This is a genomic window from Allocatelliglobosispora scoriae (assembly GCF_014204945.1).
GTDB lineage: Bacteria > Actinomycetota > Actinomycetes > Mycobacteriales > Micromonosporaceae > Allocatelliglobosispora > Allocatelliglobosispora scoriae.
Genome location: NZ_JACHMN010000002.1, coordinates 2,613,223 through 2,637,548, shown reverse-complemented (window position 1 = coordinate 2,637,548; position 24,326 = coordinate 2,613,223). Strand labels below are relative to the sequence as shown.

Genomic DNA, 24,326 nt, shown 5'->3' with positions numbered 1-24,326 from the left:
CAGCACACGGGGCTGCGCTTGGGGAGGCACACATATGGCAGGACGCGCTCTTCGGTTTCGCCGGGCGATCTCACGGAGCCGGCTGGCGCCCTTCGCCGCGTTCCCGTACCGGATGATCAAGGTGGCCCGCTACGACCTGCGGGTGTTCCGATCCTCGGTCCGGTGGCTCGTCACGTCGCGCGAGCACCACAACTACACCTACGACCTGACGGCCCTCAACCGCGAGCACCTCGCCTGGTTCGTCAGCGACGTCTGCAACGTGCCGGTGGGCCACGTGCGCGAGTGGATGGCCGAGCTCGAAGCCGACGACCAGCTCCGCAAGCACATCGAGAACACCACGGCGGCGTCCGCGCGGCGCGGGCTCGCCGACCGCCGCGTCCGCTACGCGCGCAGAGCCGGCTGGTATGCCATGGTCCGCGCCCTCAAACCCGCTCACGTCGTGGAGACCGGCACCGACAAGGGGCTCGGCACCTGCGTGATCGCCGCGGCGCTGCTGCGCAACACGGCCGAGGGGCATCCGGGGCGGGTCACGTCGCTCGACATCAACCCCGAGGCCGGCTATCTCACCAAGGCCGAGCCATGGGCGTCGGTGATCGAGCTGCTCATCGGCGACTCGGTGACGGCGCTCGCCGCGCTGCCCGAGCCGGTCGACATCTTCCTGCACGACAGCGACCACAGCTCCGGACACGAGCGGCGCGAGTTCGCGGCGGTCGAGCCGCGGCTGGCGAAGGACGCGATCGTTCTCACGGACAACGTCACCAAGACCGATGTCCTGCTGCGCCACGCCGAGGCGACCGGGCGCCGGTTCCTCGCCTTCAAGGAGCAGCCGGCCCGCCACTGGTACCCGGGCGACGGCATCGGTGCCGCCTGGCGCTGACCACCCCCGTCACGTTTTGCAGCAAAGCGTGGCCTCGATTCGCGAAATGACCACGCTTTGCTGCAAAACGTGACCCGGGTCAGGCGAAAGCTGCCGTGGCGGCTCGGTGGTCGCTGCCGGGGGTGCGCGGGGTGTCGGCCGTGACCGGGTCCATGCCGCGATAGAGGATGTGGTCCAGGCGTACCAGCGGAAGAGCCGCGGGCCAGGTGAAGCCCGGACCCGTGCCCGCCCGTGACTGCGCGTCCGTGAGCAGGTCGGTGAGCGGGCGGAAGGCCCGGTCGGTGCTGGCGGTGTTGAAGTCGCCGAGGATGAGCAGCCGCTGCGCCTTGTCGGCTCGGACCCGTTCGGCGAGCTCGGCGATGGTGCGGTCGCGGACCTCGGTCTGGCCCGGCCGCAGCGAGCCGAGGTGCACGACGTAGATCGCCGCGGTCCCCCCGGGCAGCTTGACCTCGGCCCGCAGCGCCCGCCGCCAGCCCAGACCGGTGTCGACGGGCCGCGAGCTGATGATCGGGAAACGGCTCCAGAGCGAGACCGTCGACGTGATCGCGTGGTAGGGGTACCGCTCATCGAGCTCCCCGACCACCTCGTCGCGCGCCTCGGGGGTGACCTCCTGCAGCGCGAGCAGATCGGGCCGGCCCAGCTCACGGATGGTGGCGGCCGGATCGGGGTTCCCGGCGAGCAGGTTCTGCGTCGCGACGGTGAGCCGCGGCGTGCCGCCGCCGTGCGGCAGCCACGCGCCGCCGAAGAGCACCGCCCAGAGCAGCGCGGGCACGCAGGCCGCGGCGAGCGCGACCGGCGCGCGCCGGATCAGGGCGAGAAGCACCAGCAGGGGTACGCCGACCCCGAGCCACGGTGCGAACGTGTCGATGAAGCTGCCGATCCCCTGCACGTTGGGGATGAACCGGTAGCCGATCAGTGCCAGCGTGAGCATTGCGGCGGGGAGCAGGAGCCATCGTCCGCGTTGTGCCATGTCAAGACCTTAACCGTTGGGACTTGAGCGAACGCTTAAATGCCGCTACAGTTCCGTTTGAGCGAGTGCTCAAACGGGAGGTGTGTCGTGCTTTATGTGGAAACAACCCTGCGAGCGTCGCTCGACGACTGCTGGCGGGCCACCCAGGATCCGGCTCAGCACCAGCGCTGGGACGCCCGGTTCACGCGGATCGATTACCTGCCGTTCAACGGGGGACAGCAGGTCTTCGAGTACGCGACCGGCGTGCTGCCCGGCCTCACCATTCGCGGCACCGGCACCACCGCCGGTGAGCGGGTGCGGCCGGACGGCACGCGGATCTCGGTGCTCCGGTTCGCCAGCGACCACCCGCTCTCGCTGATCCGCAGCGGCTCGGGGTGGTGGCGCTACGTGCCCACCGCCGACGGGCTGCGCTTCCTCACCGGCTACGACTACGCGCCGGGCTGGGGTCGCCTCGGCCCGTCGGCGGATCGGGTGTTCCGACCGCTGATGGGCTGGGCGACCGCCTGGTCCTTCGACCGGCTGCGGATCTGGCTCGACCACGGCGTCCCGCCCGAGCGCACCCTGCTCATCGCGCTCGCGGAGGTGGCCGTCCGGCTGCTCGCCGTCGTGCTCGCCGCGCTGGTCGGCGGATTCCTCCCGATGCTGGTCGCCGCCGCTGCGGGCCTGCTCATCCCTCCTTCGCCGGTGACACCGGCCGCCCGGCGCTGCCTGCGCCGCCCACTCGATCGACGAGCGGCCACCGCACCGGCCGCCCTCGCCACCCTGGAGACACCATGACCTCGATCTTCGAGCGCGCGCTCGGCCCCGACTTCGCCCGGCTGCACCCGCTGCTGCGCCGCCGCTTCGGCTTCAACAGTGCCGACGGCATCGCCTGCATCGGCACCGGCACGATGGACCGGATCTGGCGCGGCAAGGCATACACGGTGCCGATTCTGCACGCCGGGACGGCACGGCACATCCTCTTCCCCGAGCAGGGCGACGATGTCCCGTTCCGGATCGAGAACTACGCCTACCGCGACGGCTTCGGCCGGGAGACCGTCACCTTCGTGCGGAGCTTCGCGTTCCAGAGCGGCATCACCCGCCGATTCGACGCCACGATGATCTACAGCGCCGCGCGGGGCAAGGTCGTCGACTTCATCGGTACGCATCAGCACGTCGCCGTCGACCTCGATCTGCGTGTCGACGACCACGGCGGCCTCCACATCACCACCGGCAGCCAGCGCATCTGCGGAGCGCTGCTCGGCTTTCCGCTGCCGCAGGCCTTCTCCGGCTCGGCCGACGTGCACGAGTGGTGGGACGAGCGCGCCGAGCGCCTGCGCATCGAGGTGACGGTGGCCAACCGCCGGTTCGGCCCGATCTTCGGTTACCGGGGCAGCTTCCTCCCGGAGTTCGTCAGCACGACCGACGTGCCGGACCGGGTCCGGCCACTGCGGGAGACCGCCCGCGAGTGACCGGACCTCCGATCAGCTCGGCCGGGGAACCCGATAGGCGGTGGGCCGGTTCCAGCGCAGGGACAGGACGATCGCGAGCAGCACCAGCAGGGCCGCGCCGAGCACGAACCAGACGGTGAGCTCGACCTCCTGCTCCTGCGTGACGATGTTGCTCGGCAGGTCGGTCAGCACGTCGACGAGCTGCTCGGCGTCCTCGGCGCGGTAGTACTCGCCGCCGGTGAGCTTGGCGACCTCCTGCAGGGTCGGCTCGTCGATCTCCAGGTTGCGGGCGTTGCCACCGCCACCGAACCGGCCCGGGTCGCCGCGGAATCCGTTGCCGCCGCCGCTGATCTGGTCGGGGGAGCAGGCCATCGGCGCCGGAGTGGTGGTGCCGAAGCCGATCGTGTAGATGCGGACGCGACGGGCACCGGCCTGCTCGGCGGCGATGATCGGGTCGACGCCCTGCGTGTTGGCGCCGTCGGTCAGCACCACGATGGTGTCGGCCTCGTACCCGACGATGGCGCCGGGCGGCCCGCCTTCGGGGGCGTCGAGCACGACACCCGTCGGCGCGACGTTGGTGTTGCTCTCGGCGATGGCATCGATAGAGGTGAGGATGCCCTGGCCGATGGCGGTGCCGCGGGACGTGCGCAGGGTGTCGATCGCGGCGAGGAGGGCCTTCTTGTCGGTGGTCGGCGCGACCATCAACCCGGCGATGCCCGAGAAGGTGACGAGCCCGATCCGCGTACCCTCCTCCTGCGCCTCGACGAACTCCCGGGCCGCCGCGCGGGCGACGGTGAGCCGGTTGGGGTCGACGTCGGTCGAGCACATCGAGCTGGAGACGTCGAAGGCGAGCAGCACCGACGTCGAGTTGGACGGCACCCGGATCGACGCCTGCGGCCGGGTGATGCTGAACGCCACCAGCAGCAGCCCCAGCACGAACAGGGCGACCGGAATCCGCCGCCGCCACAGCGACCGGCCGGGCAGGGCGGCCCGGATCAGGGCGATGCTGGAGACCCGGATCGCGACCCGGCGCCGCCGTCGGCTCATCCACCACCACAGGGCCAGCAGTGCCGGGACGGCGAGCAGGGCGATCAGCGCCAACGGCCAGGTCAGGGACATCAGACGATCCTTCCGTGCCAGCGAATCATCAGCAGTCCACCGATGGTCAGCAGGAGCAGCGCCACCGCCGCGAGGATCGCGGTCAGCTCGACGGTCTCCGGCTGGGTCGTGATGCGCAGGTCGATCGACTTGTGGATGTCATTGAGCGCGGCCGCGTCCTGCGCCGCGTGGTAGGAGCCGCCGGTCGTCTCGGCGAGGGTCGTCAGCAGCTCTTCGTCCAGCGCCGTCGCGACCTGGTAGCCGTCGACCTCCACGGTGGCGCCGCGCGTCGTGCCGATGCCGACCGTCTCGATGCGTACCCCCGCGTCTGCCGCGAGCCCGGCGGCGATCTCCGCCTGCGCGCCCTGCGTGTCCCCGCCGTCCGAGAAGATCACGATCGTGGCCGAGCCCCAGTAACCGAGGTCCGCCTTCGGACCGGAGCCGTCGGGGTTGGGCATGCTCACCGGCTTCCCGGTGATCGTGGAGAGCGCGGCGATGATCGCCTGCCGCAGCGAGGTGCCGCCGCTCGTCGCGAGCCGACCGATCGCGGCGTTGACGACCGTGTGGTCGTCGGTGGGCCGCTGGGTCGTGAGACCGTCCTGGCCGAACATGACGATGCCGATGTCGACCGTGTCGGGCTGGGCGTCGACGAAGCTGGTCCCGGCGGCCTTGGCGGCGGCGAGCCGGCTCGGCTTCACATCGTCGGCGGCCATGCTGTTGGAGACGTCGAAGACGAGGACCACGGTGCCGGCGGCCCGTGGCACATCGAGCTCCGCCTGCGGCCGGGCCAGGCCCAGCAGCAGCAGGAACAGCGCCGTCAGGAACAGCGCGTAGGGCACGTGCTGACGGGCCGCGGCCCGCTGCCCCGGCGCGGCGAGCCGCAACCCGGCGGCCTGCAGCACCTCGGTCCGCCGCCGCTGATACATCAGGTACGCCACCACGGCGCCCCCGGTGACCACGACGGCGACCAGCACCATGAGGGGTTGGAGCATCGTCATCTGGATCTCCGTCCCGATTGCCGGACCATGCCGACCAGGGCCGCCACCAGGTCCTGATCCGTGGTGATCCGGTGCGCGGTGACCCCCGCCTGGCGCATCGTCTCCGTCAGTGCCACCTCGCGTGACCAGACCTCCGCGCGCAGCCGTTGCCGCAGCAGCGGATCGCTCGTGTCGACGAGGATCTGCTCCCCGGTCTCGGCGTCCTCGACGAAGACGAGGCCCATGTCGGGCAGGTCGAGCTCGGCCGGGTCGACGATCCGGACCGTGACCACCTCATGGCGATGGGCCAGCATCGCCAGCGCCCGCTCCCAGCCGGGATCGCCGATGAAGTCCGAGAGCACGAAGACGAGCCCTCGGCGGCTCGCGGTGGTGGCGGCGAGCCGCAGCATCGCCGCGAGGTCGGTGGTCGTCCCCGGACCGCCGGCGGGCTCCGGCCGGTCGAGCTCGTGGGCGAGCCGCAGCGCCTGACTGCGTCCCGTCCGCGGCGAGATCACCCGCTGCCGGTCGTTGTCGAAGAGGACCGCGCCGACCCGGTTGCCGTTCTGGGACAGCAGCCTGGCCAGCACGATGGCGAGCTCGCTGAGTGCGGAGTCCTTGCCCTGGCGGGCGGTGCCGCCCCGCATCGAGGCCGACCGGTCCAGGACCAGCCAGGCGGTGAGATCACGCTCCTCCGTGTACTGCCGGACGAAGGTCTCGTCCATCCGGGCGGAGACGTTCCAGTCGATATGGCGTACGTCGTCCTCGGGCGTATAGGCCCGCAGGTCGGTGAAGTCGATCCCGACACCGCGCCACGCCGTGCGGTAGGCGCCCTGCAACCGCCCGTCGAGGCGGCGGACGACCTGCCACTCCAGGCGCCGCAGTAACCGGTCGGAGGCCGCGGTCATGGCTCAGCGGCCCCGGCGGGCGGGGTCCGGAACCGGAATGGGCGTGACGGCGAGGATCTCGCTGAGGATCGAGTCGGCGCTCACCTCGTCGGCGAGCGCCTCATAGGAGAGGACCAGCCGGTGCCGGAAGACGTCGAGCACGAGGTTGGTCAGGTCCTGCGGCACGGCGTAGTCGCGTCCGCGGACGAACGCGAGAGCCCGGGCGGCGAGCACCAGGTTGATCGAGGCCCGCGGGCTCGCGCCGTAGGTGATGTAGCGCGACAGCTTGCCCAGCCCGACGACCTCCGGGTGCCGGGTGGCCGTCGTCAGCCGCACCGAATACTCGATCAGCGACGGATCGACGTAGACGTTGTCGACCTGGCCCTGCAGCCCGATGAGGTGCTCGGGATCGATGATCGCCTGGATCGCCGCGGTCCGCGTCAGCGCCCGCTCGACGACGACGAACTCCTCCGTGGCGCTCGGATAGCCCACGACGACCTTCATCATGAAGCGGTCGACCTGCGCCTCCGGCAGCGGATAGGTGCCGTCGGACTCGATCGGGTTCTGCGTCGCCATGACCAGGAACGGGTTGGGGACCTTATGGGTCTCCCGGCCGATCGTCACCTGGCGCTCCTGCATCACCTCCAGCAGCGCGCTCTGCACCTTGGCCGGTGCGCGGTTGATCTCGTCGGCGAGCAGCAGGTTGGTGAAGACCGGCCCGAGCGAGACCTGGAACTCACCGCTGTGCTGGTGATAGATCCGGGTCCCGACGATGTCGGCGGGGACCAGGTCCGGGGTGAACTGCACCCGGTGGAACTGACCGCCGATCGCCTCGGCGAGACTCTTCACGGCGAGCGTCTTCGCCAGCCCGGGGACGCCCTCGACGAGGATGTGCCCCCGCGCGAGGAGGGCGACCACGAGGCGCTCCAGGAGCATGTCCTGCCCGACGATGGTCTTCTTGACCTCGTAGAACACCTGCTCCACGGGGTTCGATCCGGGCGCTGCGGGAGCGTTGGGCTGCATTGTCCGTCCTTAGGGGATAGTCAGTGTCGGGCTGGCGTCGGCGAGGTCAGAGCTGCGGTGGGCGATCGGCGCCGACCTGCACCGCCGCGCCGATCGGCATGGCGAAGCCGACACCGACGAAGGTGCCTGCCTTGGACGGATTGGCGATCGCCACCACGATGCCGATCGTCTCGCCCTTGTCGTTGACGAGCGGCCCACCCGAACTGCCCGGGTTGACCGCGGCGTCGAACTGGATCAGGCCCTTGAGCTCGACGCCGCTCTCGGTGGGGATGGTGCGCTCCAGCCCGGAGACGACGCCGCTCGTGGTGGAGTTGACGAGGCCGAGCTGATTGCCGATCGCCACCACGTCGTCGCCGACGGCAGCGCCGCCGCCGAGCACCGCCGGCACGATCACGGCGGGGAACTTCGCGGGGGTGAGGGCGGCGATGTCGGAGGCGGGCTCCTTCGCGGCGACGGTCGCGGCGGCGGTGGTGCCGTCGGCGAAGGTCAGCTCGATCGTCGTGGCGCCCTCGACGACGTGCAGCGCGGTCAGGACCATGCCCTGCGCGTTGACGACGAGGCCGGTGCCGGTGGCGGTCTCGGTGCCGGTCGCCTTGATGTAGACGACGGACGGCAGGAGGACCTGATAGATCTCGGCCGGGGTCAGGCTCGCGGGCGCCGACGGCGAGGCGGCGGGCTGTGCGACGGGAGCCTTGTCGGGCTCGCCCGCAGAGCCCCAGCGGAAGGCGACCACCGCGGTCGCCACCAGCGCCGCCGCGACGATCGATGCGATGAAGACCCGGCCGGTCCACCAGCGGCGATGCCCGGCTGCCTCGACCGCGATGTCGGTCTGCTCGGCCATCAGACGCTTCTCAATCGGGTCAGCATCAACCGAGCCTAGAACCGCTAGCTGAAAATTCGGTAAATCCGTCGGAGCCAAGTTCGTTCACCGTGGAGATGAAGGACCCCGACGCGGTTCGCCCGGTGCCGGGCGAACCGCGTTCGAGCACTATCCCCGGCTGTTCAGTACGCCGAGCAGCACCGGCTGGTGGAAACGTGGCCCGCGTTGCAGGCCGGCTGCCGCAGGTGACGGCGGCGGCGACCACACCACGAACTCGCCCACCACGTCGACCAGCGCGTTGGTGGTGCCGTCGGCGTTGTAGACGCTGAATGCGTTCGCATTGTTGAGCAGCACGTACGCCGAGTTGGCCACCGTCTGCCCGGTGGACGGGTTGATGTTGGAGACCGTCGGGCGCTCCACGCCACTCGGCCAGACCGTGAGATAGGTGTCCCGGGTCGGCGCGACCGCCGTCAGGTTCGTCACCAGGGCGACCGCGTCGTCGGCGGCGACCTGCCCCGGTGCGGTCACCTGCTTCGTCTGGCCCTTGCCCAGCTTCGTCGTACCGATCCCGGTCCGGGTGTCGACGATGCGTGCCGGCGCGCGCGGCCGGAACCGCAGTCCGTCGTACGCGGTGCCGTCGTCGTAGTAGCCCACGATGTCGACGATGACGTGGACACCGGCCGGGGATCCGTTGTAGATGCCGATCATGGGCATGCCCGCGCAGGCCGGGCTGAAGGTGCAGTCCGCCGTGGGCACGATCGCCATGTTGGGCACGACCTTGCCGGCGCCGAAGTTCACCGAGGAGGTCGGTGGCGGGCTGCCCAGGCCGTTCCAGGCGGTGAGGTAGCCGCTCTTGCCCGGTGCGACGGCGGTGATGTTGACCGCCCAGGAGCGGACCCGCCAGTTGTCGCCACCGAAGTTGAGCGCCAGCCCGAACGTCTCTCCCGCCGCGAGCTTCGCCTGCCAGGCCGATCGCGAATCGAAGATGCGTGCCGGCAGCATGGGGTGGTATTCGCCACCGGAGGTGAGCGTCGAACCGTTGGCGAGGTAGTAGCCGAGGACGTCGGCGATGACGTGCGTCGCTCCGGTGGAGTTGAAGATGTTGACCTTGCCGTCTGGCCCGACACCGACGGTGACCAGGTTCGCGCCGGTCCAGTTCCGGGCGAAATTGATCGACGACGCGGTCGGCCGGCTCTGACCCGACGGGAAGACGGTGAGGTAGCCCGCGGCGGTCGGCGCGGCCACGGTCACGTTGAGAACCACCGCCGAGACGCCGCTCGCCGGAACTCCACCACGGCCGGTGACCTGCAGACCGAGCGTCGCGCCCGCGCCGATCGGCTTCTTCGGTGCGCCGGATCCCGTTCGGGTGTCCAGGATCCGCTGGGGACTCACCTGCTTGTATGTTCCCTCGGTGGTCGGGATCCCCTGCGCGGTGAGGACCGCGACGCGTGGATTGGCGATGCTGTTGTTGGGGAATCGGAGCTCCGCGTTGTGGTCTCCGACCGGGGGGTGGGCGATGACGGTGACGGTGCACGACGCCCCGACGGCGAGCGTCTGGCCCGAGCAGGTGTCCGCGCTGACGGTGAACGCCGACGGCGCCGCCCCGGCGAGGGCGACCGTGCCGACGACGACGGGAGTGGGTCCGGCCGCCTTCATGGTGATCACCTTCGCCGGCTGCGAACCGACGGTGACGAAGCCGAAGGCGAGGGATGGCGGGGAGAACGTCAGCGGGTTCGTGGCGACGGCGACAGCCGTGAGCTGGACATACCTCTGTGGTGCGTTGCTCGCCTCGATCCGCAGGTAGCCGTCTTGGACGCCGCTGGTCGTCGCCCTGACGCGTACCCTGATCGTGCAGGTCTGGAACTTGGCGAGCGTCACGTTCGCGCAGGTGTTCGCCGTGATGGAGTAGGGCTTCGTCGATCCCAGCGTGACGGTGGTCAGGGTCACCGGCAGGACGTCCGTGCCGGTGACGGTGATCGTCTGCTCGGGCGACTCCTCGAATGCGACGACCGTGCCGAAATCCAGCGAGGTCGGGCTGGCCGTGAACGAGCGGGTATTGGCGCCCTGGACCATCAGGCTGAGCTGCTTGTCGCCGTCGACGGTGTTGTCCGCCATGGTGAGAGTGGCGGTCTGGTCGATCATCGAGGTCGGGTGCGCGATGACGGTCACCTCGCAACTCTCGGCATAGGCGAGGCTGCGACGAGAGCACGTGTTCGTCGTGATCCGGAATGCCTCGGTGCCGGTGCCGGTCATCGTGGAGGCGCCGAAGACCAGGGGCAGGCTGCCCCGGTTGGTGAAGGTCACCGTCTTCGGCGGCGTGTCGATCCCGATGGACTGCGTGGCGAAGTAGAAACCGCCGCTGACCTCCGGCGCGATGTAGCCGACGCTGGAGTTCCAGCGGATCTCACCGACCACCACGTGCGGGAACGACTCGCAGGACACGTCGAACGACGCGGCGAAGCCGACCAGCTGGGACTCCGCGTCCCGCACGACCTCATGGACGGTCATCGTGCCGTTCTGCTCGTTGCAGCCCTGACTGTCGCCGGTCACGTCGAACCAGGCATCGGCGGGCGTGATGAACGCGCGCTTCACCGAATATGTCTTGGTGGTCCAGGTGGTTCCCACCGGAGGGCGCACCGTGGCGCTCCATCTGCGGCTGCCGCTCTCCACCGACATCATCAACCCGTCAGCGGCGGGGTAATAGGTCGTCTCGATCGAACTGTTGACGGTGTCGAAAGACAGTGTCGGACGGCTCGGGTAGTTCACGTTGCCGTCCACCACGAGGGCGGTAAAGGGGGCAGGGGGTCCGGCAGCGTTAGCGGCGGCGGGGACGAAGCCCGTCAAGCTCGCGACGATGACGACGGCAAGCATGCCGCGAAGGAAGACGCGCAAGAGGATCCCCCGATGGGTGGCTGGGTGCGCAGGAGAAGGTCACGCTACGGGGGACTTGATCAAGTGAACAAGCGTGCGCCGACGGAAGGATCCGAAGGGATGAGCAGGTGCTGGCTCTCCAGCTTGGAGGCGACGTCTGCTCATGTGGTGGGGCCGGAGGGACTCGAACCCTCACTGGTACGGACCTAAACCGTAGGCCTCTGCCAATTGGGCTACGGCCCCGAATCTTGCGAACCCATTCTGTACTACCTGACCGCCCCTGTCGCCGAGAGGGTGCCCGATGGACTTTCACGTTTCGCCGTCCCGTCTACGCCGTCAAAGCTAGCCTTTGCGTAGAAGGTCGGAATAAGCCGCCCATGGGCGGTACGCGAGAGGTGGCGACTCCAGATGGCGAAGTTCGAGCTGTTCAAGGACGTACGTGGCGAGTTCCGGTGGCGGCTGCGCTCCGGCAACGGAGAGATCATCGCGAGCAGCGGTGAGGGCTTCAAGGCCCGCGCCGGTGCCGAGAACGGCATCGAGGCCGTCAAGCGGGACGCGGCGTCGGCGCCGACCGTCGACCACACGGACATGCCGGCCGGTGTGAAGTCCTCCACCGCCAAGAAGAAGATGCCGTCCTCCGCGGTCCGCCCCATGTGAGCTCCGCGCCGCCGCGAGCAGCCGGGCGAGCCGGGAACGTGCAGCAAAGCGTGCCCATCCACGGGGGAATGGGCACGCTCTGCCGCACACCGTGACAGCTAGTCGATGCCGAGCTCGCGGCGGAGCTTGGCGACGTGGCCGGTGGCCTTGACGTTGTAGCGCGCCTCGACGATCACGCCGTTCTCGTCGATGACGAACGTCGACCGGATCACACCCATGATCGTCTTGCCGTAGTTCTGCTTCTCGCCGAACGCGCCATAGGCGTCGAGCACCGACTTGTCCGGGTCCGAGACGAGCGGAAACGTGATCGCGTCGTGCTCGACGAACTTCGCCAGCTTGGCGGGCTTGTCGGGGGAGATGCCGACGACGGCGTAGCCGTGTGCCGTCAGCGACGCGAGGGAGTCGCGGAAATCGCAGGCCTGCGTCGTGCATCCGGGTGTCATGGCGGCCGGGTAGGCGTACAGGATGACCTTCTTGCCCTTGAGGTCGCTGAGCGAGAGTTGCCCGCCGTCCGCGGTGGACAGCGTGAACTCCGGGGCCCGGTCACCTGGGGAGAGCCTCATGCGGATGCCTCTTCCTTCTCTGCTGCGGCGGGCCGCTGGCGGCGCAGCGTCAGCGACGCCGCACCCGCGATGCCCGCGCCGATGCCGATGGCGGCGGTGACGACGAGTCGCGCCGTCGTGTCCGTCCACGGCACGGGTGCCACGGAGCGGAAATAGACCGCCGCGTTGACGATACCGCCGAACATCGCCAGCCCCGCACCGGCCAGGGCCAGCGCGAACTCCGCGGCGGGCCGCCGGGTCAGCGCGAAGATCCCGGCCGCGATCGCGGCGAGCCCGGCGACCGCGGGCCACAGCTCGGTCGCCCAGATCCCGGCGACCATGGCGCCGAAGGTGTTGTTGCCCGCGTCGAGCTCGCGCGCGCCGATATAGGCGAGCGCGGAGACCCCACCCACGATCAAAATCAATCCCATCGCCGGTACGCCGACCCGCCGCCGCACCAGCCCCAGCGGCACCAGGATGAGCGCGACGACGGCGCACAACGCCCACCAGAGGACGGGCGAGGGCGGCGGAGCCCAGGCCAGGGTGCCCTTGACCTCGATCGTCGCGAGTTCGATCCGCAGCGGCACGGTCCACTCGGAGATCAGGTGCGGCTCGGTCGGGTCGGCGGCGACGGCGGGCGGCGGGGTGAAGGAGGCCCAGTGCGTGCGGCGGTCGTGCCAGCGGGCGACCCGGTCGTCGCTGAGCTTGCGCCACTGCGGCGGCGAGGTGGGGTTGGCGTTGGCGGGCGGCTCGACGCCACCGGTGAGGTTGGCGTTGATGTAGACGGCGGGGGAGTTGACGTTCTCGTAGACCCCGTCCGGCCGCACCTCCAGGTAGGGCTCGCCCTCATAGCCGAGGACCTCGACCTTGGCGGGCAGCGTACTGGTGAGCTGGAGCCGAGCCCCCGCCTCGATCACCTTGACCTCGAGGCCGGGCGTGACCGGACTCATCGAGGTCATGGTGGTGCGGTAGTTCGTCGCGTCGGGGGCGTCCGCGCCGTGTGCCGCCGCCGGTGTGGCGGCGGCACCGAGCGCGATGCCCGCTGACGCGAGGACGGCCAGCAGGCGGGCGAGGGGTGTCGAACGCATGCCCTTAGCCTGCCGTCAGCTCGACGCGGGGTTGACGGTGGGTCCGCCCGCCGCCGCGATCGCCGCGTAGACGGCGTCGGAGATGCTCTGCCCGTTGGCCGGAGTGACCTTCTTGTCGTTGACGAAGATCGATGGCGTGCTGTTGACGCCCCGGCTGCCCGACTCGTCGGTCGTGAAGGCCGGCCACGTCTCGTACTTCTCGCTCGTCACGCACTCGGCGAACGCGTCACCCAGCCCGATCCCCTTGCCGTAGGTGATGAGCTGGTCATTCGTGTGACCGGCACCGCCCTCGGCGGGCTGGTTGGCGTAGAGCACGTCGGAGTATTCGGGGAACTTGCCGCCGTCGGACGCGCAGCCGGAGGCCGCCGCGCTGCGGGTCGAATACTGGTTGGTGGAGAGCCGGTCCAGGATCGCGATCGGGTGCGTGACCAGCTTGATCTTGTCCGACTTCGCCATCTCCTCCAGCGTGTCGTCGGCGCTGTCGTGGAACGCCTTGCACGCCGGGCAGAGATAGTCCTGGTAGACCTCGACCGTCACCGGGCCGTTGCCGACGACGATGCCGGTCCCCGCCGCGTTCGCCCCGGCCGGTGTGGCGTGCGTGATCGGCTTCTGGCTCTGATAGAGCGCGTAACCGATCATGCCGCCGATGACGAGGACCAGGGCGGAGACGGCCGAGATCGCGACGATGCGCTTGCGGCGCGCCTCCTGGGCCTTCTGCTCCCTGATCAGCTTCGCCGCGTTCCGCTGCTGTTCTACCCGCTTACTCACGTTCGCTCTCCTCCATGGTGGATGTGTTTTTCGACCCGCCGTCGATCGAGAACCTGCTGGAGGGGAACAGGATCAGGAAGACGGCGAGGGCCAGGAATGCGACATCGCGCACGATGTCCCAGGTGTAGTTGGGGCTGGTCCCGACCGGCAGCGCGCCGCCCTTGCTGAAGCAGCCGCAGTCGATCGACAGGCCCCGCGCCCAGGCCGAGCTGATGCCGGCGATGAAGACGACCATCGAGATCGCCGCCAGCCAGGCCGCGAGCCGGGTGGCGAGGCCGAGGAGCAGGAGCAGGCCGATGCCGATCTCGAGCACCGGCTGGACCGCACCGACGATCTTCGCCACCTCCCACGGCATCAGCTCATAGGCGTTGACCGCCCGGGCCGATCCGTCCAGGTCGGTGACCTTCAGCCCGCCGGCGACCAGGAAGACCGCCGCCAGGCCGAGCCGGATGATGGTGGAGAGCCACGGCTGAAGCCGCGACCATGAGCTTTCGGTCCGCATCACGCTCTCTTTGTCGTCCGTCGTGCACGCGAGGTTCCTGTGCCTTTCCTGTGCATATGGGGATGCGCAGGTCAGACAGCCAGGGCCTTGGTCACTTCTGTAACGAGTTCGGAGCGTGCTCGGGCAACGCGGGACCGGATGGTGCCGATCGGCACGTCCTCGACGGCCGCCGCCTCCTCGTACGACAGGCCCAGCAGCTGGGTCAGCACGAAGGCGCTGCGGCGCTCGTCGGGCAGCCGCCGGACCAGGTCGGCCGCGCCGTGCAGGCCGACCGCGTCGGTCTCGAAGCCGCCCGTGACGGCCGCCGCCTCGGCGAGCCGGTTCTCCAGCCGTCGCCGCCGGATCACCTGGCGGAGGTGGTCCGCGCAGGTACGCCGGGCGATCCCGAGCAGCCAGGTCCGAGCGCTGGACCGGGCCTCGAACGTATCGAGTGCCCGAAATGCCCGTAGGTAGGTGTCCTGGGTGAGGTCGTCGGCGGCGCCCGGATCGACGAGCGCGGCGGCGAGCCGCCAGACGTCGGCCTGGGTCGCCCGGACAAACGCGGACTGGGCCAGCGGGTCGCCGTCGCGAGCGCGCAGCGCCCAACGAGTCACCTCGTCGAGGTCGTCCGGCCCGCCGTTCACGAGTCAACACACTATCTCCACCAGGGCCGCTGGAACTTCTCAAGGAGCGGGGGCGACTATGGGAACATGAACGACTGTGACGCGATCCGCATCGGCCTCTCCGCGCGGCTGGACGGCGAGGACCCCGGCACCTCGGTCGATACGCTTGATCATCACCTGAGCGGCTGCGCCGAGTGCCGAGGCTGGCTCGCCGGTGCCGAGCGGGTCACCAGGCAGGCCCGTGCGCACCCCGTCGCCGTCCCGGACCTCACCCTGTCGATCCTCGCGGCGGTCAACGCCGATCGGCGGCAGCGGGTCGACGACGCCGCCCGCAACCGGCGGCAGATCCTGCGGATAGCGGTCGGCGTCGCCGCCTTCGTGCAGCTCGCGCTCGCCGTACCCGTGCTCTTCAACGGGGGTGTCGGCCCGCACGCCACCCGCGAGATGGCCTCCTTCGACATCGCGCTCGCGGTCGGCTTCGCCCTCGCCGCCTGGCGGCCCGAGCGGGCCAGGGCCTTCGTGCCGGTCGCCTTCGTGCTCGCCGCCTGCCTGACGCTGACCAGCGGGTTCGACATCGCCAGCGCCGAGGTCCAGCTCCGCCATGAGGCCGGTCACATCGCCGCCCTGGTGCAGGCGGGACTGCTGTGGGCGCTCGGACGCGGGACTGTTCTGCGTTCGCCACGTACAGTCGCGGCGTGAACGTGAAGAAATTCTTAGCTGTCGCCGCGCTGCTTATTTCCGCGTTTCTCCTGGTGCCCGCCGCACCGGCGTTTGCGCATGCCGCGCTGCTCGGGACCAACCCGGGGCAGGGCTCGATCGTGCAGACCGCGCCGAGCGACGTGACCCTGACCTTCTCCGAGCCGGTCAGCCCGGTCTCGGACAAGATCAGGATCATCGGTCCGGACGGGGAGCGCGCCGATCGCGGCACGCCCAGCGCCGACGGCACCGTGCTCAAGATCGGCCTGCGGGACAGCCCGCCGATCGGCACCTACCTCGTCACCTACCGCGTGATCTCGGCCGACAGCCACCCGGTCGCGGGCGGCTTCACCTTCTCGGTCGGCGCGCCGTCGGCGACGCCGCCGACGGACAAGGCCGCCGACCAGGGCACCGATCCGACCGTCACCAAGGCGATCGGGATCAACAAATTCATCGGGTACGCCGGCCTCACCCTCATCGCCGGTCCGGCCCTCGTGCTGCTCCTGCTGTGGCCCGCCCGACTGTCCCGCCGGGGACCGCGACGGCTGCTCTGGACCGGGTTCGGCCTGGTCGGGTTCTCCAGTCTCGCGGCGCTCTTCCTGCAGGCGCCCTACACGAACGGCACCTCGCTCGGCGGCGTCACCACGGGGGACCTCACCGACGTGCTGGGGGAGACGTTCGGCACGGTGCTGCTGCTGCGCCTCGGCGTACTCGTCATCTCGGCGATCGTGCTGAACGCGACACTCAAGCGCGACGCACCCGCCCGCAGCGACCTGATGATCCTCGCCATCCTCGGTGCGGTGGGCGCCGCGACCTGGCCGCTGGTCGGGCACCCGGCCGCCTCGCCGGTGCCGACCATCACGATCGTCGTCGACGCGATCCACCTCGCCTCGATGGCGCTGTGGATCGGCGGGCTGGTGATGCTGGGCTTCTTCCTGTTGCCGCGCAACAGGGGCGCCGACGATCGCGAGCTCGGCGCGATCCTGCCCGTCTGGTCCCGCTGGGCCGGGCTCGCGGTGAGCTCGCTGCTGCTCGCCGGTGTCGTGCAGGCGCTGATCGAGGTCGGCACGGTCAGCGCGCTCGTCGACACGACATACGGCCGGTTGCTGCTCGTCAAGGCCGGTCTCGTCGCGATCGTGCTCGCGGTGGCGTTCGCATCGCGGACCCTCGTCGTGCGCTCCGGCAGCCCGTCGACGCTGCGGCGCAACGTCTTGATCGAGGTCGCCGTCGCGGCGGTCATCATCGGTATCACGTCGGCGCTCGTGCAGACCACACCTGCTCGTGTCGCCCGAACGGATTCCGCCGCTCCGGTGACAGTCGGATTCAATACAGCGATCACCGGCAAGCTCTACTCGCTCCAGGTGCAGGTCGAACCGGCCGCGATCGGCGAGAACACGATCCACCTCTACGCATACACCGCCGACGGCAGACCGCAGAAGGTGCTGGAGTGGAAGGTCACCGCAACCCAGGCGGCGCAAGGGATTGAGGGAGTCGACGTACCGATGCTCGGGATCACGGACAACCACGCCAGTGGCTCGATCTCGCTGCCGGTCGCCGGTGACTGGGTCTTCAAGTTCACCCTTCGGACGACGGAGATCGATCAGGAGACGGTGACGGCGACCGTACCCATCCGTTAGGACCTCCGTTGTCCTGGTATGCGAGTCCTGCGCGTACTGGTCGGGGTGCTGCTGTTGCTGATCGCAGTGCCGACATTGATCCTCGGTGCCGGTGGTTGGTATGCGATGGAGCATCGGGATTCCGAAGGTGAGTTCCGGGCTTCGTTGCAGGCCATCGCGTCACCCGGTTATGCGGTGGTGGTGCCCGATCTCGATGCCCTGCTGCGCCGGGACGCGCCGTTCGTCCGCGCCGGCCGGACCAGGCTGACCGTCTCCGCACCCGGCGACCGCCAGCTCTTCGTCGGTGTGGCGGCACCCGCCGACGTGGCGGAGGTGCTCGGCGGCGCGGGTTACACCCGCATCGACCAGGTACGCCTCGGTCGCGGCCCGCTGGAGCTGCACGCCACCGCGCTCGCCGGGACGGGTCGGCCGCAGGCCCCCGTGTCGATGCAGGGGATCTGGAAGAGCGCGGGCTCCAACATGCTCCGGCTCGATCCGGCATCGTGGCGCGGAAAGATCGTCGCGCTCGTCGTGACCGCCGCTGACGGTGAGCCGCTCGGCGACATCACCCTCGTCGCGGCGCTGGATCCGAAGTGGCTCGGCTCGGCGACGTGGGGCCTGCTCGTCGTCGGCCCGCTGCTGCTCCTGCTCGGCTTCGCGGTGCTGGCCTGGCCGCCCCGCGCCCGTCCGGTCCTCTACGTCCTGGAGACCGTGCCGCCCACGCCGACCCCGGTGCCGGCCCAGCCGACGAAGGCCGTCGCCATCGCCGCGGCTGCGGTGGCTGCCCCGCCCCGGGGTACCGCAGCGGTGAGCGGCCCCCCGCTGGAACGCATGCCGGTCCTCGCCGCCGCCCACGGCAACATGCCCTACGCCGGCCGCGAGCCCTTCACGAGGCCGACGAAGGCCGCCAACGCCTCCCCCAACGCGTACCCCACCGTCCAGCCGCCCCACACCCCCCTAATTCGCGTTGATCAAGGGAAGACTCGCCGCATATCGGACACCCGGGATGGTGAGTCTTCCCTTGATCAACGCGAATTTGGGGGGGAAGGGCTGCCGGGGTGGCCGGTACGGGAGGTCGCGCGGCGGACTGAGCGGGCGGTGAGTGCGCCGACGGAGGAGCTGCCGGTGGTTGTCGTGCTGTCGCCGCTGGAGGTGCCTACATCGGAGATGCCGCTGGTGGGGGCGCCGGTTCGGATGCGGCTGACGAGATAGCAGTGGGTGGGCCTGACGGGAGCGACAGGCCCACCCCTCACCGGGGGAACGGTGTTGCGGGACCCAGCTGCGCGGTGTGCTTACGTCCCTTATGTCCAAAAGTTTACCTAAGTTGGACTAATTGGACAAGAGTGTCTATTCGGGCGCTATCTCCGTATGATTCGACGGTCGCCGGATCGGCAGCAGGACCAGCAGCAACAGCGAGAGCAGCGTGAACGCGTTGCGCACCAGGAACTCACCGGCATCGCGGGTCGGGCGCAGCTCCGAGCCCCAGTCGACGAGCGTGTCGACGCCGAGCACCGTGATGGCGTACCCACCGATGAGAAGCGCGAAGAGCGCGACGCGGCGACGGCCGCGCGCCACGACGGCGGCGCCGAGCACCGCGACGAGCGCGGGGACGAACCAGTAGAGGTGGTGCAGCCAGCTGATCGGGCTGATCAGGCCCGCGGTGAGGCCGGTGAGCGCGAGCCCGGCCACCTCGTCGCCGGACCGGCCCGCGACCGCCGCCCGCCACATGCCGAAGGCGAGCACCGCGGCGGCGATGAGCAGCCAGAGCCGCCGGTCCGCCTGCTCGGGCAGCATCAGCCGGGAGAGCAGGCCCATCAGCGACTGGTTGGCCGTGTAGTCGTAGCGGCCGACCCGGCTCGGGTCGAGGATCGCCGAGAACCAGAAGTCCCGCGACGAGCTCGGCGAGATCAGGGCCGCCAGCAGCGTGACCCCGGCCGTCGTGCCCGCCGCGACCGCCGCCGCGCGGTAGCGGCGCGAGACGAGCAGGTAGACGATGAACAGGCCCGGGGTGAGCTTGATCGCGGTGGCGATGCCGATGCCGACGCCGGCGAAGCGCGAACCGCGCGGCAGCAGGACGAGCAGGTCGGCGACGACGAGCACCGCGAGCCACATGTTGATCTGTCCGAAGGAGAGCGTCGCCCGGGTCGGCTCGATCAGCACGACGAGCGGGATCGCGATGCCGACGGCGGTCCATCGTGGCCAGCCCTGCCGATCGGCGAGCGGCACGATCAGCCACCACGTGGTGAGCGCCACGGCGGCGACGGTGCCGACCGTGATCAGCGTCTGCGCGACGCCCAGCGGGAGCAGCCCCAGCGGCAGCATCAGCATCGCCGCGAACGGCGGATAGGTGAAGTAGAGCGCGCCCTGCAACGCATCCGGCTGGGCGAAGTCGTAGAGCTCGTGCCCGTCGAGCCACCACTTCTCGGCCGAGATGTAGATCTTCAGGTCGAAGAAGTGCTGCGACGTGAAGAGCAGCCAGAACGCGACGGCTGCCGCGACGGCGACTCCCGCGACTGCCCCGATCTGGATGAGCTTCAGGCGCGCTGGATGCATCCGCAAGAGCGTACGCTGTCCGGATGGCTGATCTCCTGGTATGGGTCGATTGCGAGATGACGGGGCTGGACCTGACCTCCGACGCCCTCATCGAGGTGGCGGCACTCGTCACCGACCCCGACTTGAACGTGCTCGGTGACGGCGTCGACGTCGTCATCCACGCCGACGACGCGGTGCTCGACGGGATGGCCGACGTCGTGCGGACGATGCACGAGAAGTCCGGCCTCACCGAGGAGGTCCGCGCCAGCACGGTCTCCGTCGCGGAGGCCGAGGAGATGGTGATGGCCTACATCACACAGTTCGTCAAGGACCCGAAGTCGGCGCCGCTCTGCGGCAACTCCATCGCGACCGACCGGGGCTTCCTCGCCCGCGACATGCAGATCCTCGACACCCACCTGCACTACCGCATGATCGATGTCTCGTCGATCAAGGAGCTGTGCCGCCGGTGGTACCCCCGGGTCTATTTCGGGCAGCCGCAGAAGGGCCTCGCCCACCGGGCGCTCGCGGACATCAAGGAGAGCATCCGGGAGCTGGCCTACTACCGCCAGACGATCTTCGTGCCGCAGCCCGGCCTCGACATCGACGCCGCGAGGCAGATCGCCGCGACGCTCTAGACGGCGAGCCGCATACCCGGTCGACACGGACCCGGGTGGTGTGGCTATCATTGGTCGTCGCACCGGTGACGGTGCGCATGGTGGTCGTAGCTCAGCTGGTAGAGCACCCGGTTGTGGTCCGGGATGTCGCGGGTTCAAGTCCCGTCGATCACCCCAAACGAAAGGCCCCGGTCAGTCACGCTGACCGGGGCCTTTCGCCTGTCCTGTGGGTACGCCTTACGGCGCGCTCGTCGGCGAGGTGCTCGGGACGGCGCTCGGCGACGCGGACGGGCTGGTCGAGGGCTCCGTGGAGGGCTCGACGCCGGCCGTGGTGTCGACGGGCTTGAACGGCAGTGCGCTGCCCTTCACGTACTCGTCCCAGGTCAGGTTCCAGTGGGTCCACCCGTTGCCGGCCTTGAGCTTGCGCTCCGTGCCCTTGGTGATCATCGGGGTGCCGACCTGGGTCAGGTCGAAGAGCCACTTCGCGTTGCTCGGCGAGACGTTGACGCAGCCGTGCGAGACGTTGCGGTGCCCCTGGGAGCCGACCGACCAGGGCGCGGAGTGGATGTACTCGCCGCCCCACGTGATGCGCTGGGCGTAGTCGATGGGGGTGCGGTAGCCCAGCTCCGGGCCGAGCTCGTCGAAGGTGTCGAAGATCGTGTGCACGAACTTCTCGATGATCACCGTCTTGCCGCTGGACGAGGGGGTGCTCGCCTTGCCGAGGCTGATCGGCATGGTGCGCAGCACGACACCGTCCTTGGTGGCGGTCATCTTCTTCGTCGCGTTGTCGGCGGTGAGCACGATCGCCGGGCCGATCAGCATGTCGTCGATGGTGATGTCGGCCTTGCCGAAGTAGCCGCCGCCCATGTCGAGCCCGCCGACCGCGACCCGGAAGGAGATCTTCGTGCCGGCCTTCCAGTACTCCTTCGGCCGGAAGTGCACCTCGCTGCCGGAGAACCAGTGCCAGATGCCGTCCTGCTCGGGGGTCGCGTCGACGAAGAGGCGCTTCTGCACCTCGGCGCGCTTGGCCTTCGGCACGGACCGGCTGAACTTCACCATCAGCGGCATGCCGATGCCGACCTTCGCCTTGTCGCCGCTGTAGCTCGACGCGGAGATGGTCTTGCTCGGCTTCGCCATCGTGGTGAAGCTGCTGGTGGCGGTGCCGGTCTTGCCGTCGGCCCCGTTGGCGGTGACGGTGACTGTGTAGGTGGTGTTGTATTTCAGCGGCGCGTTGGGGACCCAGCTCGTGCCGTCGGCGCGCAGCGCGCCCGAGACGCGGGTGCCCGCCGCGTCCTGGAGCTCGACCGTCGCGGTGCTGGCGTTGGCGAGGGTGAAGGCGACCTCGATCGCGGCGTGGACGTCCTTCGCCTCGTGCTTGGGCGCGGTGATCGTCGCGCTCGCCGCGGTCGGGTCCGCGGGCGGCGCGGGCGTGTCGGAGTTGCCGCTGCCCGGCTCGGCCCACTTCGGGGCGTCCGGGGAGCACGCGGCGAGCCCCGCCACGCTGGCAACGCCGACCAGGCCTGCTCCGGCCAGTGCGGCGCGGCGGCTGATGGACGGTGTGCGGCGGTCGTCGCTCATGTGTCCCCTCCCGGTCTCGTCCGGATTATCTCCGGACAACTATCGTGCCGTAAACACGCTTAACGGCAAGACCGGGTTGCACCCCAGCGGCGGCCGGTGCGGCCTAGCTCGCCTGCGGTGAGGGGGTGGCCGCCGGGCTAGGCTCCACCGTAGCCGACGGGGACGGCGAGATCGACGGCTCGGTGTCGAGTTCCGATGTCGCCGACGCGAGGTCGGCCGAGAGCGGGATCGGGCTGCCCTTGACGATGTCTGCCCAGCTCAGGTCCCATACCGTGAAGCCGTTGCCGGGCTTGAGCACGCGTTCGGTGCCGGTCACGGTCACCGGATCGCCGATCCGGGTAAGGGCGTACAGCCAGGCCGCGTTGGCCGGGGAGACATTGACGCAGCCGTGTGAGACGTTGCGAACACCCTGATCGCCCACCGACCACGGGGCCGAATGGATGAACTCGCCACCCCAGGTGAGGCGCTGGGCGTACTTGATGGTGGTGCGGTATCCGGCGCTCGGGCCCAGCTCGGCGAAGGTGTCGAAGACCGTGGACTCGGCCTTGTCCATGATCACGAGGTGTCCGCTCGACGACGGGGTGCTCTTCTTGCCGAGGCTCACCTTCAGTGTCTTGATGAGCGCGTCGTTCTTGAAGACCTGCATCTGCTTCGGGCTGTTCGTCACCTTCAGCTCGATCTTGTCCTTGGCGATGAACGCCGTGGCGCTGCGGTCCCGGTCGCCGTAGCGGCCGTTGCCGAGCGGGTGGCCGTCGAGCGCGATGCGTACGGTGATCTTCGTGCCGGGCTGCCAGTAGTCGACCGGCCGGTACTGCACCTCGCGGCCGTTGAACCAGTACCAGGCGCCGGGCTGCGGCGGGTCCGTCTCGACGAAGAAGCGCTTCTGCACGCTCGCCCGCGCCGCGACCGGCACATCCTTGAGGATCTCCACCGCGACCGGCATCGCCACGCCGTAGACGTGGTCGTCGAACATGTAGAGGCCGGTCCCGGCCCTGCTCCCGGCCGATTTCATCGTGGTGAAGGAGGTCGTCTTCGTCTCGGTCTCGCCACCGGCGCCGGTCCCGACCACGGTCGCCGAATAACGCGTGTTGAACTTCAGCGGCTTGCTCGGCACCCAGGTGGTGCCGTCGGCGCGCGACTTGCCGCTCACCTTCTTGCCCGCCGCGTCGGTCAGGGTCACCGAGGTCACCGAGCCGCCGGTGACGAGGGTGCCGATCTCCGTACTGATCGGGAGGTTGGTGGTCTTGTCGTTGGGGGAGACCGTGAGGGTGAACGGCGCGGGCGGCGTCGCGCTCGGCGCGGTGGAACCGCCCGGAGCCGCCCAGGTCGGCGCGGCCGTCGGCGCGTCGCCGTCCGCGCTGCACCCGCCGACCATCAGGAGGGGTACGCAGACCAGTGCGGCCAGTATCCGATGACGACGCATGCCCCAGACCTCCAAGACGTGAGGAACTGCCGACATCGTGCCTCATGGGGGAGGCCTCGTGGGGACCGGTCCCACTGGATAATATGAAACTCATACGATATGGTTTTCGTATGAAGTTGACGGTGTTCGGAGCAACCGGCGGCATCGGCCGCCACGTCGTGACCCAGGCCCTCGAGGCCGGGCACACGGTGACCGCGGTCGTGCGCGACGCGGCTCGACTCGATCTCCACCACCCGGCCCTGACGGTCGTGACCGTGGCCGGCCTCACCGACCCGGTCGCCCTGCAACCGGCCCTGACCGGCGCCGACGCGGTGATCTCCGGTGTCGGACCGCGCAGCCGGAAGGACCTCACCGTGGCGTCGACCGCCACCCACGGGATCCTGCAGGCGCTGGAGGCGACCGGCGTGCGGCGGTTCGCCGTGGTCAGCGCGGTTCCCGTCGGGCCCACCCCGCCCGGGGACAGCTTCGCCAACCGATGGCTGCTGCTGCCCCTCATCCGGACCGTCCTGCGCGGCATCTACGCCGACCTCGCGGTCATGGAGGCGGAGATCCGCGCCAGCGCCGCCGAGTGGACCATCGTGCGCCCGCCGAGGCTGCTCGACGCCCCGGTGACCGGCCGGTACCGCCGAGTCGTCGGCGCCAACGTGCCGCGCGGGCGGTCGATCTCGCGCAGCGACGTGGCGACCGCGATGCTCGCCATGATCAGCGACCCTGCCACCGTCCGACAGGTGGTCGGAGTCGCAGCGTGAGTAGGCTGG

Annotated in this window: 24 protein-coding genes and 2 tRNA genes; 10 read left to right on the top strand and 16 right to left on the bottom strand. The window is 69.7% G+C overall.

Going from position 1 to position 24,326, the window contains the following annotated elements:
* The first annotated feature begins 34 nt into the window (after positions 1-34).
* The gene (locus tag F4553_RS17385) at positions 35-877 is read left to right on the top strand and encodes a class I SAM-dependent methyltransferase (RefSeq protein ID WP_184837307.1); all 843 of its coding nucleotides are present in this window, start codon (positions 35-37) and stop codon (positions 875-877) included.
* 79 nt (positions 878-956) lie between these two features.
* On the opposite strand, the gene F4553_RS17380 is transcribed toward F4553_RS17385, so the two are convergent.
* Entirely contained in the window at positions 957-1,847 is an 891-nt protein-coding gene (locus F4553_RS17380) for an endonuclease/exonuclease/phosphatase family protein (RefSeq protein WP_184837305.1), read from the bottom strand.
* 87 nt (positions 1,848-1,934) lie between these two features.
* Between F4553_RS17380 and F4553_RS17375 the strand changes: the two genes are divergently transcribed.
* Both F4553_RS17375 and F4553_RS17370 read left to right on the top strand, forming a co-directional pair.
* Positions 1,935-2,624 carry a hypothetical protein gene (locus tag F4553_RS17375; protein ID WP_312875248.1) on the top strand — a complete coding sequence of 230 codons (690 nt, stop codon included), beginning with the start codon at positions 1,935-1,937 and terminating at the stop codon, positions 2,622-2,624.
* Positions 2,621-3,298 carry a DUF4166 domain-containing protein gene (locus F4553_RS17370; RefSeq protein WP_184837301.1) on the top strand — a complete coding sequence of 226 codons (678 nt, stop codon included), beginning with the start codon at positions 2,621-2,623 and terminating at the stop codon, positions 3,296-3,298. The genes F4553_RS17375 and F4553_RS17370 overlap by 4 nt, the downstream gene beginning before the upstream one ends.
* Positions 3,299-3,310: 12 nt before the next feature.
* Here the strand turns inward: F4553_RS17370 and F4553_RS17365 are convergent, their stop codons facing one another.
* The 7 genes from F4553_RS17365 to F4553_RS17335 all read right to left on the bottom strand — a co-directional run bounded on the left by F4553_RS17365 (position 3,311) and on the right by F4553_RS17335 (position 11,193).
* Complete coding sequence (locus F4553_RS17365; RefSeq protein WP_184837299.1) at positions 3,311-4,396, bottom strand: VWA domain-containing protein; 1,086 nt, start codon at positions 4,394-4,396, stop codon at positions 3,311-3,313.
* Complete coding sequence (locus F4553_RS17360) at positions 4,396-5,373, bottom strand: VWA domain-containing protein (RefSeq protein WP_184837297.1); 978 nt, start codon at positions 5,371-5,373, stop codon at positions 4,396-4,398. The genes F4553_RS17365 and F4553_RS17360 overlap by 1 nt, the downstream gene beginning before the upstream one ends.
* Positions 5,370-6,257 (bottom strand): DUF58 domain-containing protein, encoded by an 888-nt coding sequence (locus F4553_RS17355; RefSeq protein WP_184837295.1) that lies wholly within the window; start codon positions 6,255-6,257, stop codon positions 5,370-5,372. Before F4553_RS17355 ends, F4553_RS17360 begins: the two co-directional genes overlap by 4 nt.
* Before the next feature lie 3 nt (positions 6,258-6,260).
* Positions 6,261-7,259: an AAA family ATPase gene (locus tag F4553_RS17350; RefSeq protein ID WP_184837293.1), complete on the bottom strand. Its 999-nt coding sequence runs from the start codon at positions 7,257-7,259 to the stop codon at positions 6,261-6,263.
* A 46-nt stretch (positions 7,260-7,305) separates the two neighbouring features.
* Entirely contained in the window at positions 7,306-8,100 is a 795-nt protein-coding gene (locus tag F4553_RS17345; RefSeq protein WP_184837291.1) for a S1C family serine protease, read from the bottom strand.
* Positions 8,101-8,247: 147 nt separating this feature from the next.
* Entirely contained in the window at positions 8,248-10,950 is a 2,703-nt protein-coding gene (locus tag F4553_RS17340; protein ID WP_184837290.1) for a choice-of-anchor D domain-containing protein, read from the bottom strand.
* Positions 10,951-11,116: 166 nt separating this feature from the next.
* Positions 11,117-11,193, bottom strand: a tRNA-Leu gene (locus F4553_RS17335).
* A 165-nt stretch (positions 11,194-11,358) separates the two neighbouring features.
* Between F4553_RS17335 and F4553_RS17330 the strand changes: the two genes are divergently transcribed.
* Positions 11,359-11,607: a YegP family protein gene (locus tag F4553_RS17330; RefSeq protein WP_184837288.1), complete on the top strand. Its 249-nt coding sequence runs from the start codon at positions 11,359-11,361 to the stop codon at positions 11,605-11,607.
* Between the two features lie 98 nt (positions 11,608-11,705).
* On the opposite strand, the gene bcp is transcribed toward F4553_RS17330, so the two are convergent.
* From bcp to F4553_RS17305, 5 genes are all read right to left on the bottom strand, one after another.
* Entirely contained in the window at positions 11,706-12,170 is a 465-nt protein-coding gene (bcp, locus tag F4553_RS17325) for a thioredoxin-dependent thiol peroxidase (protein WP_184837286.1), read from the bottom strand.
* Entirely contained in the window at positions 12,167-13,237 is a 1,071-nt protein-coding gene (locus F4553_RS17320; RefSeq protein ID WP_184837284.1) for a hypothetical protein, read from the bottom strand. The genes bcp and F4553_RS17320 overlap by 4 nt, the downstream gene beginning before the upstream one ends.
* Before the next feature lie 15 nt (positions 13,238-13,252).
* Positions 13,253-14,005 (bottom strand): DsbA family protein, encoded by a 753-nt coding sequence (locus F4553_RS17315; protein ID WP_184837282.1) that lies wholly within the window; start codon positions 14,003-14,005, stop codon positions 13,253-13,255.
* The gene (locus F4553_RS17310) at positions 13,998-14,507 is read right to left on the bottom strand and encodes a MauE/DoxX family redox-associated membrane protein (RefSeq protein ID WP_184837280.1); all 510 of its coding nucleotides are present in this window, start codon (positions 14,505-14,507) and stop codon (positions 13,998-14,000) included. Before F4553_RS17310 ends, F4553_RS17315 begins: the two co-directional genes overlap by 8 nt.
* Positions 14,508-14,578: 71 nt before the next feature.
* Complete coding sequence (locus tag F4553_RS17305) at positions 14,579-15,130, bottom strand: sigma-70 family RNA polymerase sigma factor (RefSeq protein WP_312875247.1); 552 nt, start codon at positions 15,128-15,130, stop codon at positions 14,579-14,581.
* A gap of 66 nt (positions 15,131-15,196) precedes the next feature.
* On the opposite strand from F4553_RS17305, the gene F4553_RS17300 reads away from it, so the two are divergent.
* The 3 genes from F4553_RS17300 to F4553_RS17290 are packed head-to-tail and all read left to right on the top strand — an operon-like array spanning position 15,197 to position 18,633.
* Complete coding sequence (locus F4553_RS17300; protein WP_184837278.1) at positions 15,197-15,808, top strand: zf-HC2 domain-containing protein; 612 nt, start codon at positions 15,197-15,199, stop codon at positions 15,806-15,808.
* 2 nt (positions 15,809-15,810) lie between these two features.
* Positions 15,811-17,442, top strand: coding sequence for a copper resistance CopC/CopD family protein (locus F4553_RS17295; protein WP_312875246.1), 1,632 nt, complete (start codon positions 15,811-15,813; stop codon positions 17,440-17,442).
* Between the two features lie 18 nt (positions 17,443-17,460).
* Positions 17,461-18,633 (top strand): hypothetical protein, encoded by a 1,173-nt coding sequence (locus tag F4553_RS17290; protein WP_184837273.1) that lies wholly within the window; start codon positions 17,461-17,463, stop codon positions 18,631-18,633.
* 135 nt (positions 18,634-18,768) lie between these two features.
* On the opposite strand, the gene F4553_RS17285 is transcribed toward F4553_RS17290, so the two are convergent.
* Positions 18,769-19,974, bottom strand: a complete 1,206-nt coding sequence (locus F4553_RS17285) for a glycosyltransferase 87 family protein (RefSeq protein ID WP_184837270.1) — start codon at positions 19,972-19,974, stop codon at positions 18,769-18,771.
* Positions 19,975-19,997: 23 nt separating this feature from the next.
* Here F4553_RS17285 and orn point away from each other — a divergent pair, with 23 nt between their 5' ends.
* Entirely contained in the window at positions 19,998-20,588 is a 591-nt protein-coding gene (gene orn / locus F4553_RS17280) for an oligoribonuclease (RefSeq protein WP_184837268.1), read from the top strand.
* An 80-nt stretch (positions 20,589-20,668) separates the two neighbouring features.
* Positions 20,669-20,744 (top strand) — tRNA-His (locus F4553_RS17275).
* A 60-nt stretch (positions 20,745-20,804) separates the two neighbouring features.
* Here the strand turns inward: F4553_RS17275 and F4553_RS17270 are convergent.
* Together F4553_RS17270 and F4553_RS17265 are read right to left on the bottom strand one after the other, a co-directional pair.
* Positions 20,805-22,145, bottom strand: coding sequence for a L,D-transpeptidase (locus F4553_RS17270; RefSeq protein ID WP_184837266.1), 1,341 nt, complete (start codon positions 22,143-22,145; stop codon positions 20,805-20,807).
* A 103-nt stretch (positions 22,146-22,248) separates the two neighbouring features.
* Positions 22,249-23,520 carry a L,D-transpeptidase gene (locus F4553_RS17265; protein WP_376776273.1) on the bottom strand — a complete coding sequence of 424 codons (1,272 nt, stop codon included), beginning with the start codon at positions 23,518-23,520 and terminating at the stop codon, positions 22,249-22,251.
* Positions 23,521-23,678: 158 nt separating this feature from the next.
* Here F4553_RS17265 and F4553_RS17260 point away from each other — a divergent pair, with 158 nt between their 5' ends.
* Positions 23,679-24,317 carry an NAD(P)-dependent oxidoreductase gene (locus F4553_RS17260; protein WP_184837262.1) on the top strand — a complete coding sequence of 213 codons (639 nt, stop codon included), beginning with the start codon at positions 23,679-23,681 and terminating at the stop codon, positions 24,315-24,317.
* The last annotated feature ends 9 nt before the right edge of the window (positions 24,318-24,326 follow it).

What these genes read in the sequence shown, in the direction of transcription:
- F4553_RS17300 (WP_184837278.1), top strand. Translation starts at nt 15,197, where the DNA reads ATGAACGACTGTGACGCGATCCGCATCGGCCTCTCCGCGCGGCTGGAC.
- F4553_RS17365 (WP_184837299.1), bottom strand. Translation starts at nt 4,396, where the DNA reads ATGTCCCTGACCTGGCCGTTGGCGCTGATCGCCCTGCTCGCCGTCCCG.
- F4553_RS17290 (WP_184837273.1), top strand. Translation starts at nt 17,461, where the DNA reads ATGCGAGTCCTGCGCGTACTGGTCGGGGTGCTGCTGTTGCTGATCGCA.
- F4553_RS17265 (WP_376776273.1), bottom strand. Translation starts at nt 23,520, where the DNA reads ATGGTCGGCGGGTGCAGCGCGGACGGCGACGCGCCGACGGCCGCGCCG.
- F4553_RS17350 (WP_184837293.1), bottom strand. Translation starts at nt 7,259, where the DNA reads ATGCAGCCCAACGCTCCCGCAGCGCCCGGATCGAACCCCGTGGAGCAG.
- F4553_RS17345 (WP_184837291.1), bottom strand. Translation starts at nt 8,100, where the DNA reads ATGGCCGAGCAGACCGACATCGCGGTCGAGGCAGCCGGGCATCGCCGC.
- F4553_RS17270 (WP_184837266.1), bottom strand. Translation starts at nt 22,145, where the DNA reads ATGAGCGACGACCGCCGCACACCGTCCATCAGCCGCCGCGCCGCACTG.
- orn (WP_184837268.1), top strand. Translation starts at nt 19,998, where the DNA reads ATGGCTGATCTCCTGGTATGGGTCGATTGCGAGATGACGGGGCTGGAC.
- bcp (WP_184837286.1), bottom strand. Translation starts at nt 12,170, where the DNA reads ATGAGGCTCTCCCCAGGTGACCGGGCCCCGGAGTTCACGCTGTCCACC.
- F4553_RS17355 (WP_184837295.1), bottom strand. Translation starts at nt 6,257, where the DNA reads ATGACCGCGGCCTCCGACCGGTTACTGCGGCGCCTGGAGTGGCAGGTC.
- F4553_RS17385 (WP_184837307.1), top strand. Translation starts at nt 35, where the DNA reads ATGGCAGGACGCGCTCTTCGGTTTCGCCGGGCGATCTCACGGAGCCGG.
- F4553_RS17260 (WP_184837262.1), top strand. Translation starts at nt 23,679, where the DNA reads ATGAAGTTGACGGTGTTCGGAGCAACCGGCGGCATCGGCCGCCACGTC.
- F4553_RS17330 (WP_184837288.1), top strand. Translation starts at nt 11,359, where the DNA reads ATGGCGAAGTTCGAGCTGTTCAAGGACGTACGTGGCGAGTTCCGGTGG.
- F4553_RS17310 (WP_184837280.1), bottom strand. Translation starts at nt 14,507, where the DNA reads ATGCGGACCGAAAGCTCATGGTCGCGGCTTCAGCCGTGGCTCTCCACC.
- F4553_RS17380 (WP_184837305.1), bottom strand. Translation starts at nt 1,847, where the DNA reads ATGGCACAACGCGGACGATGGCTCCTGCTCCCCGCCGCAATGCTCACG.
- F4553_RS17320 (WP_184837284.1), bottom strand. Translation starts at nt 13,237, where the DNA reads ATGCGTTCGACACCCCTCGCCCGCCTGCTGGCCGTCCTCGCGTCAGCG.
- F4553_RS17340 (WP_184837290.1), bottom strand. Translation starts at nt 10,950, where the DNA reads ATGCTTGCCGTCGTCATCGTCGCGAGCTTGACGGGCTTCGTCCCCGCC.
- F4553_RS17370 (WP_184837301.1), top strand. Translation starts at nt 2,621, where the DNA reads ATGACCTCGATCTTCGAGCGCGCGCTCGGCCCCGACTTCGCCCGGCTG.
- F4553_RS17360 (WP_184837297.1), bottom strand. Translation starts at nt 5,373, where the DNA reads ATGACGATGCTCCAACCCCTCATGGTGCTGGTCGCCGTCGTGGTCACC.
- F4553_RS17285 (WP_184837270.1), bottom strand. Translation starts at nt 19,974, where the DNA reads ATGCATCCAGCGCGCCTGAAGCTCATCCAGATCGGGGCAGTCGCGGGA.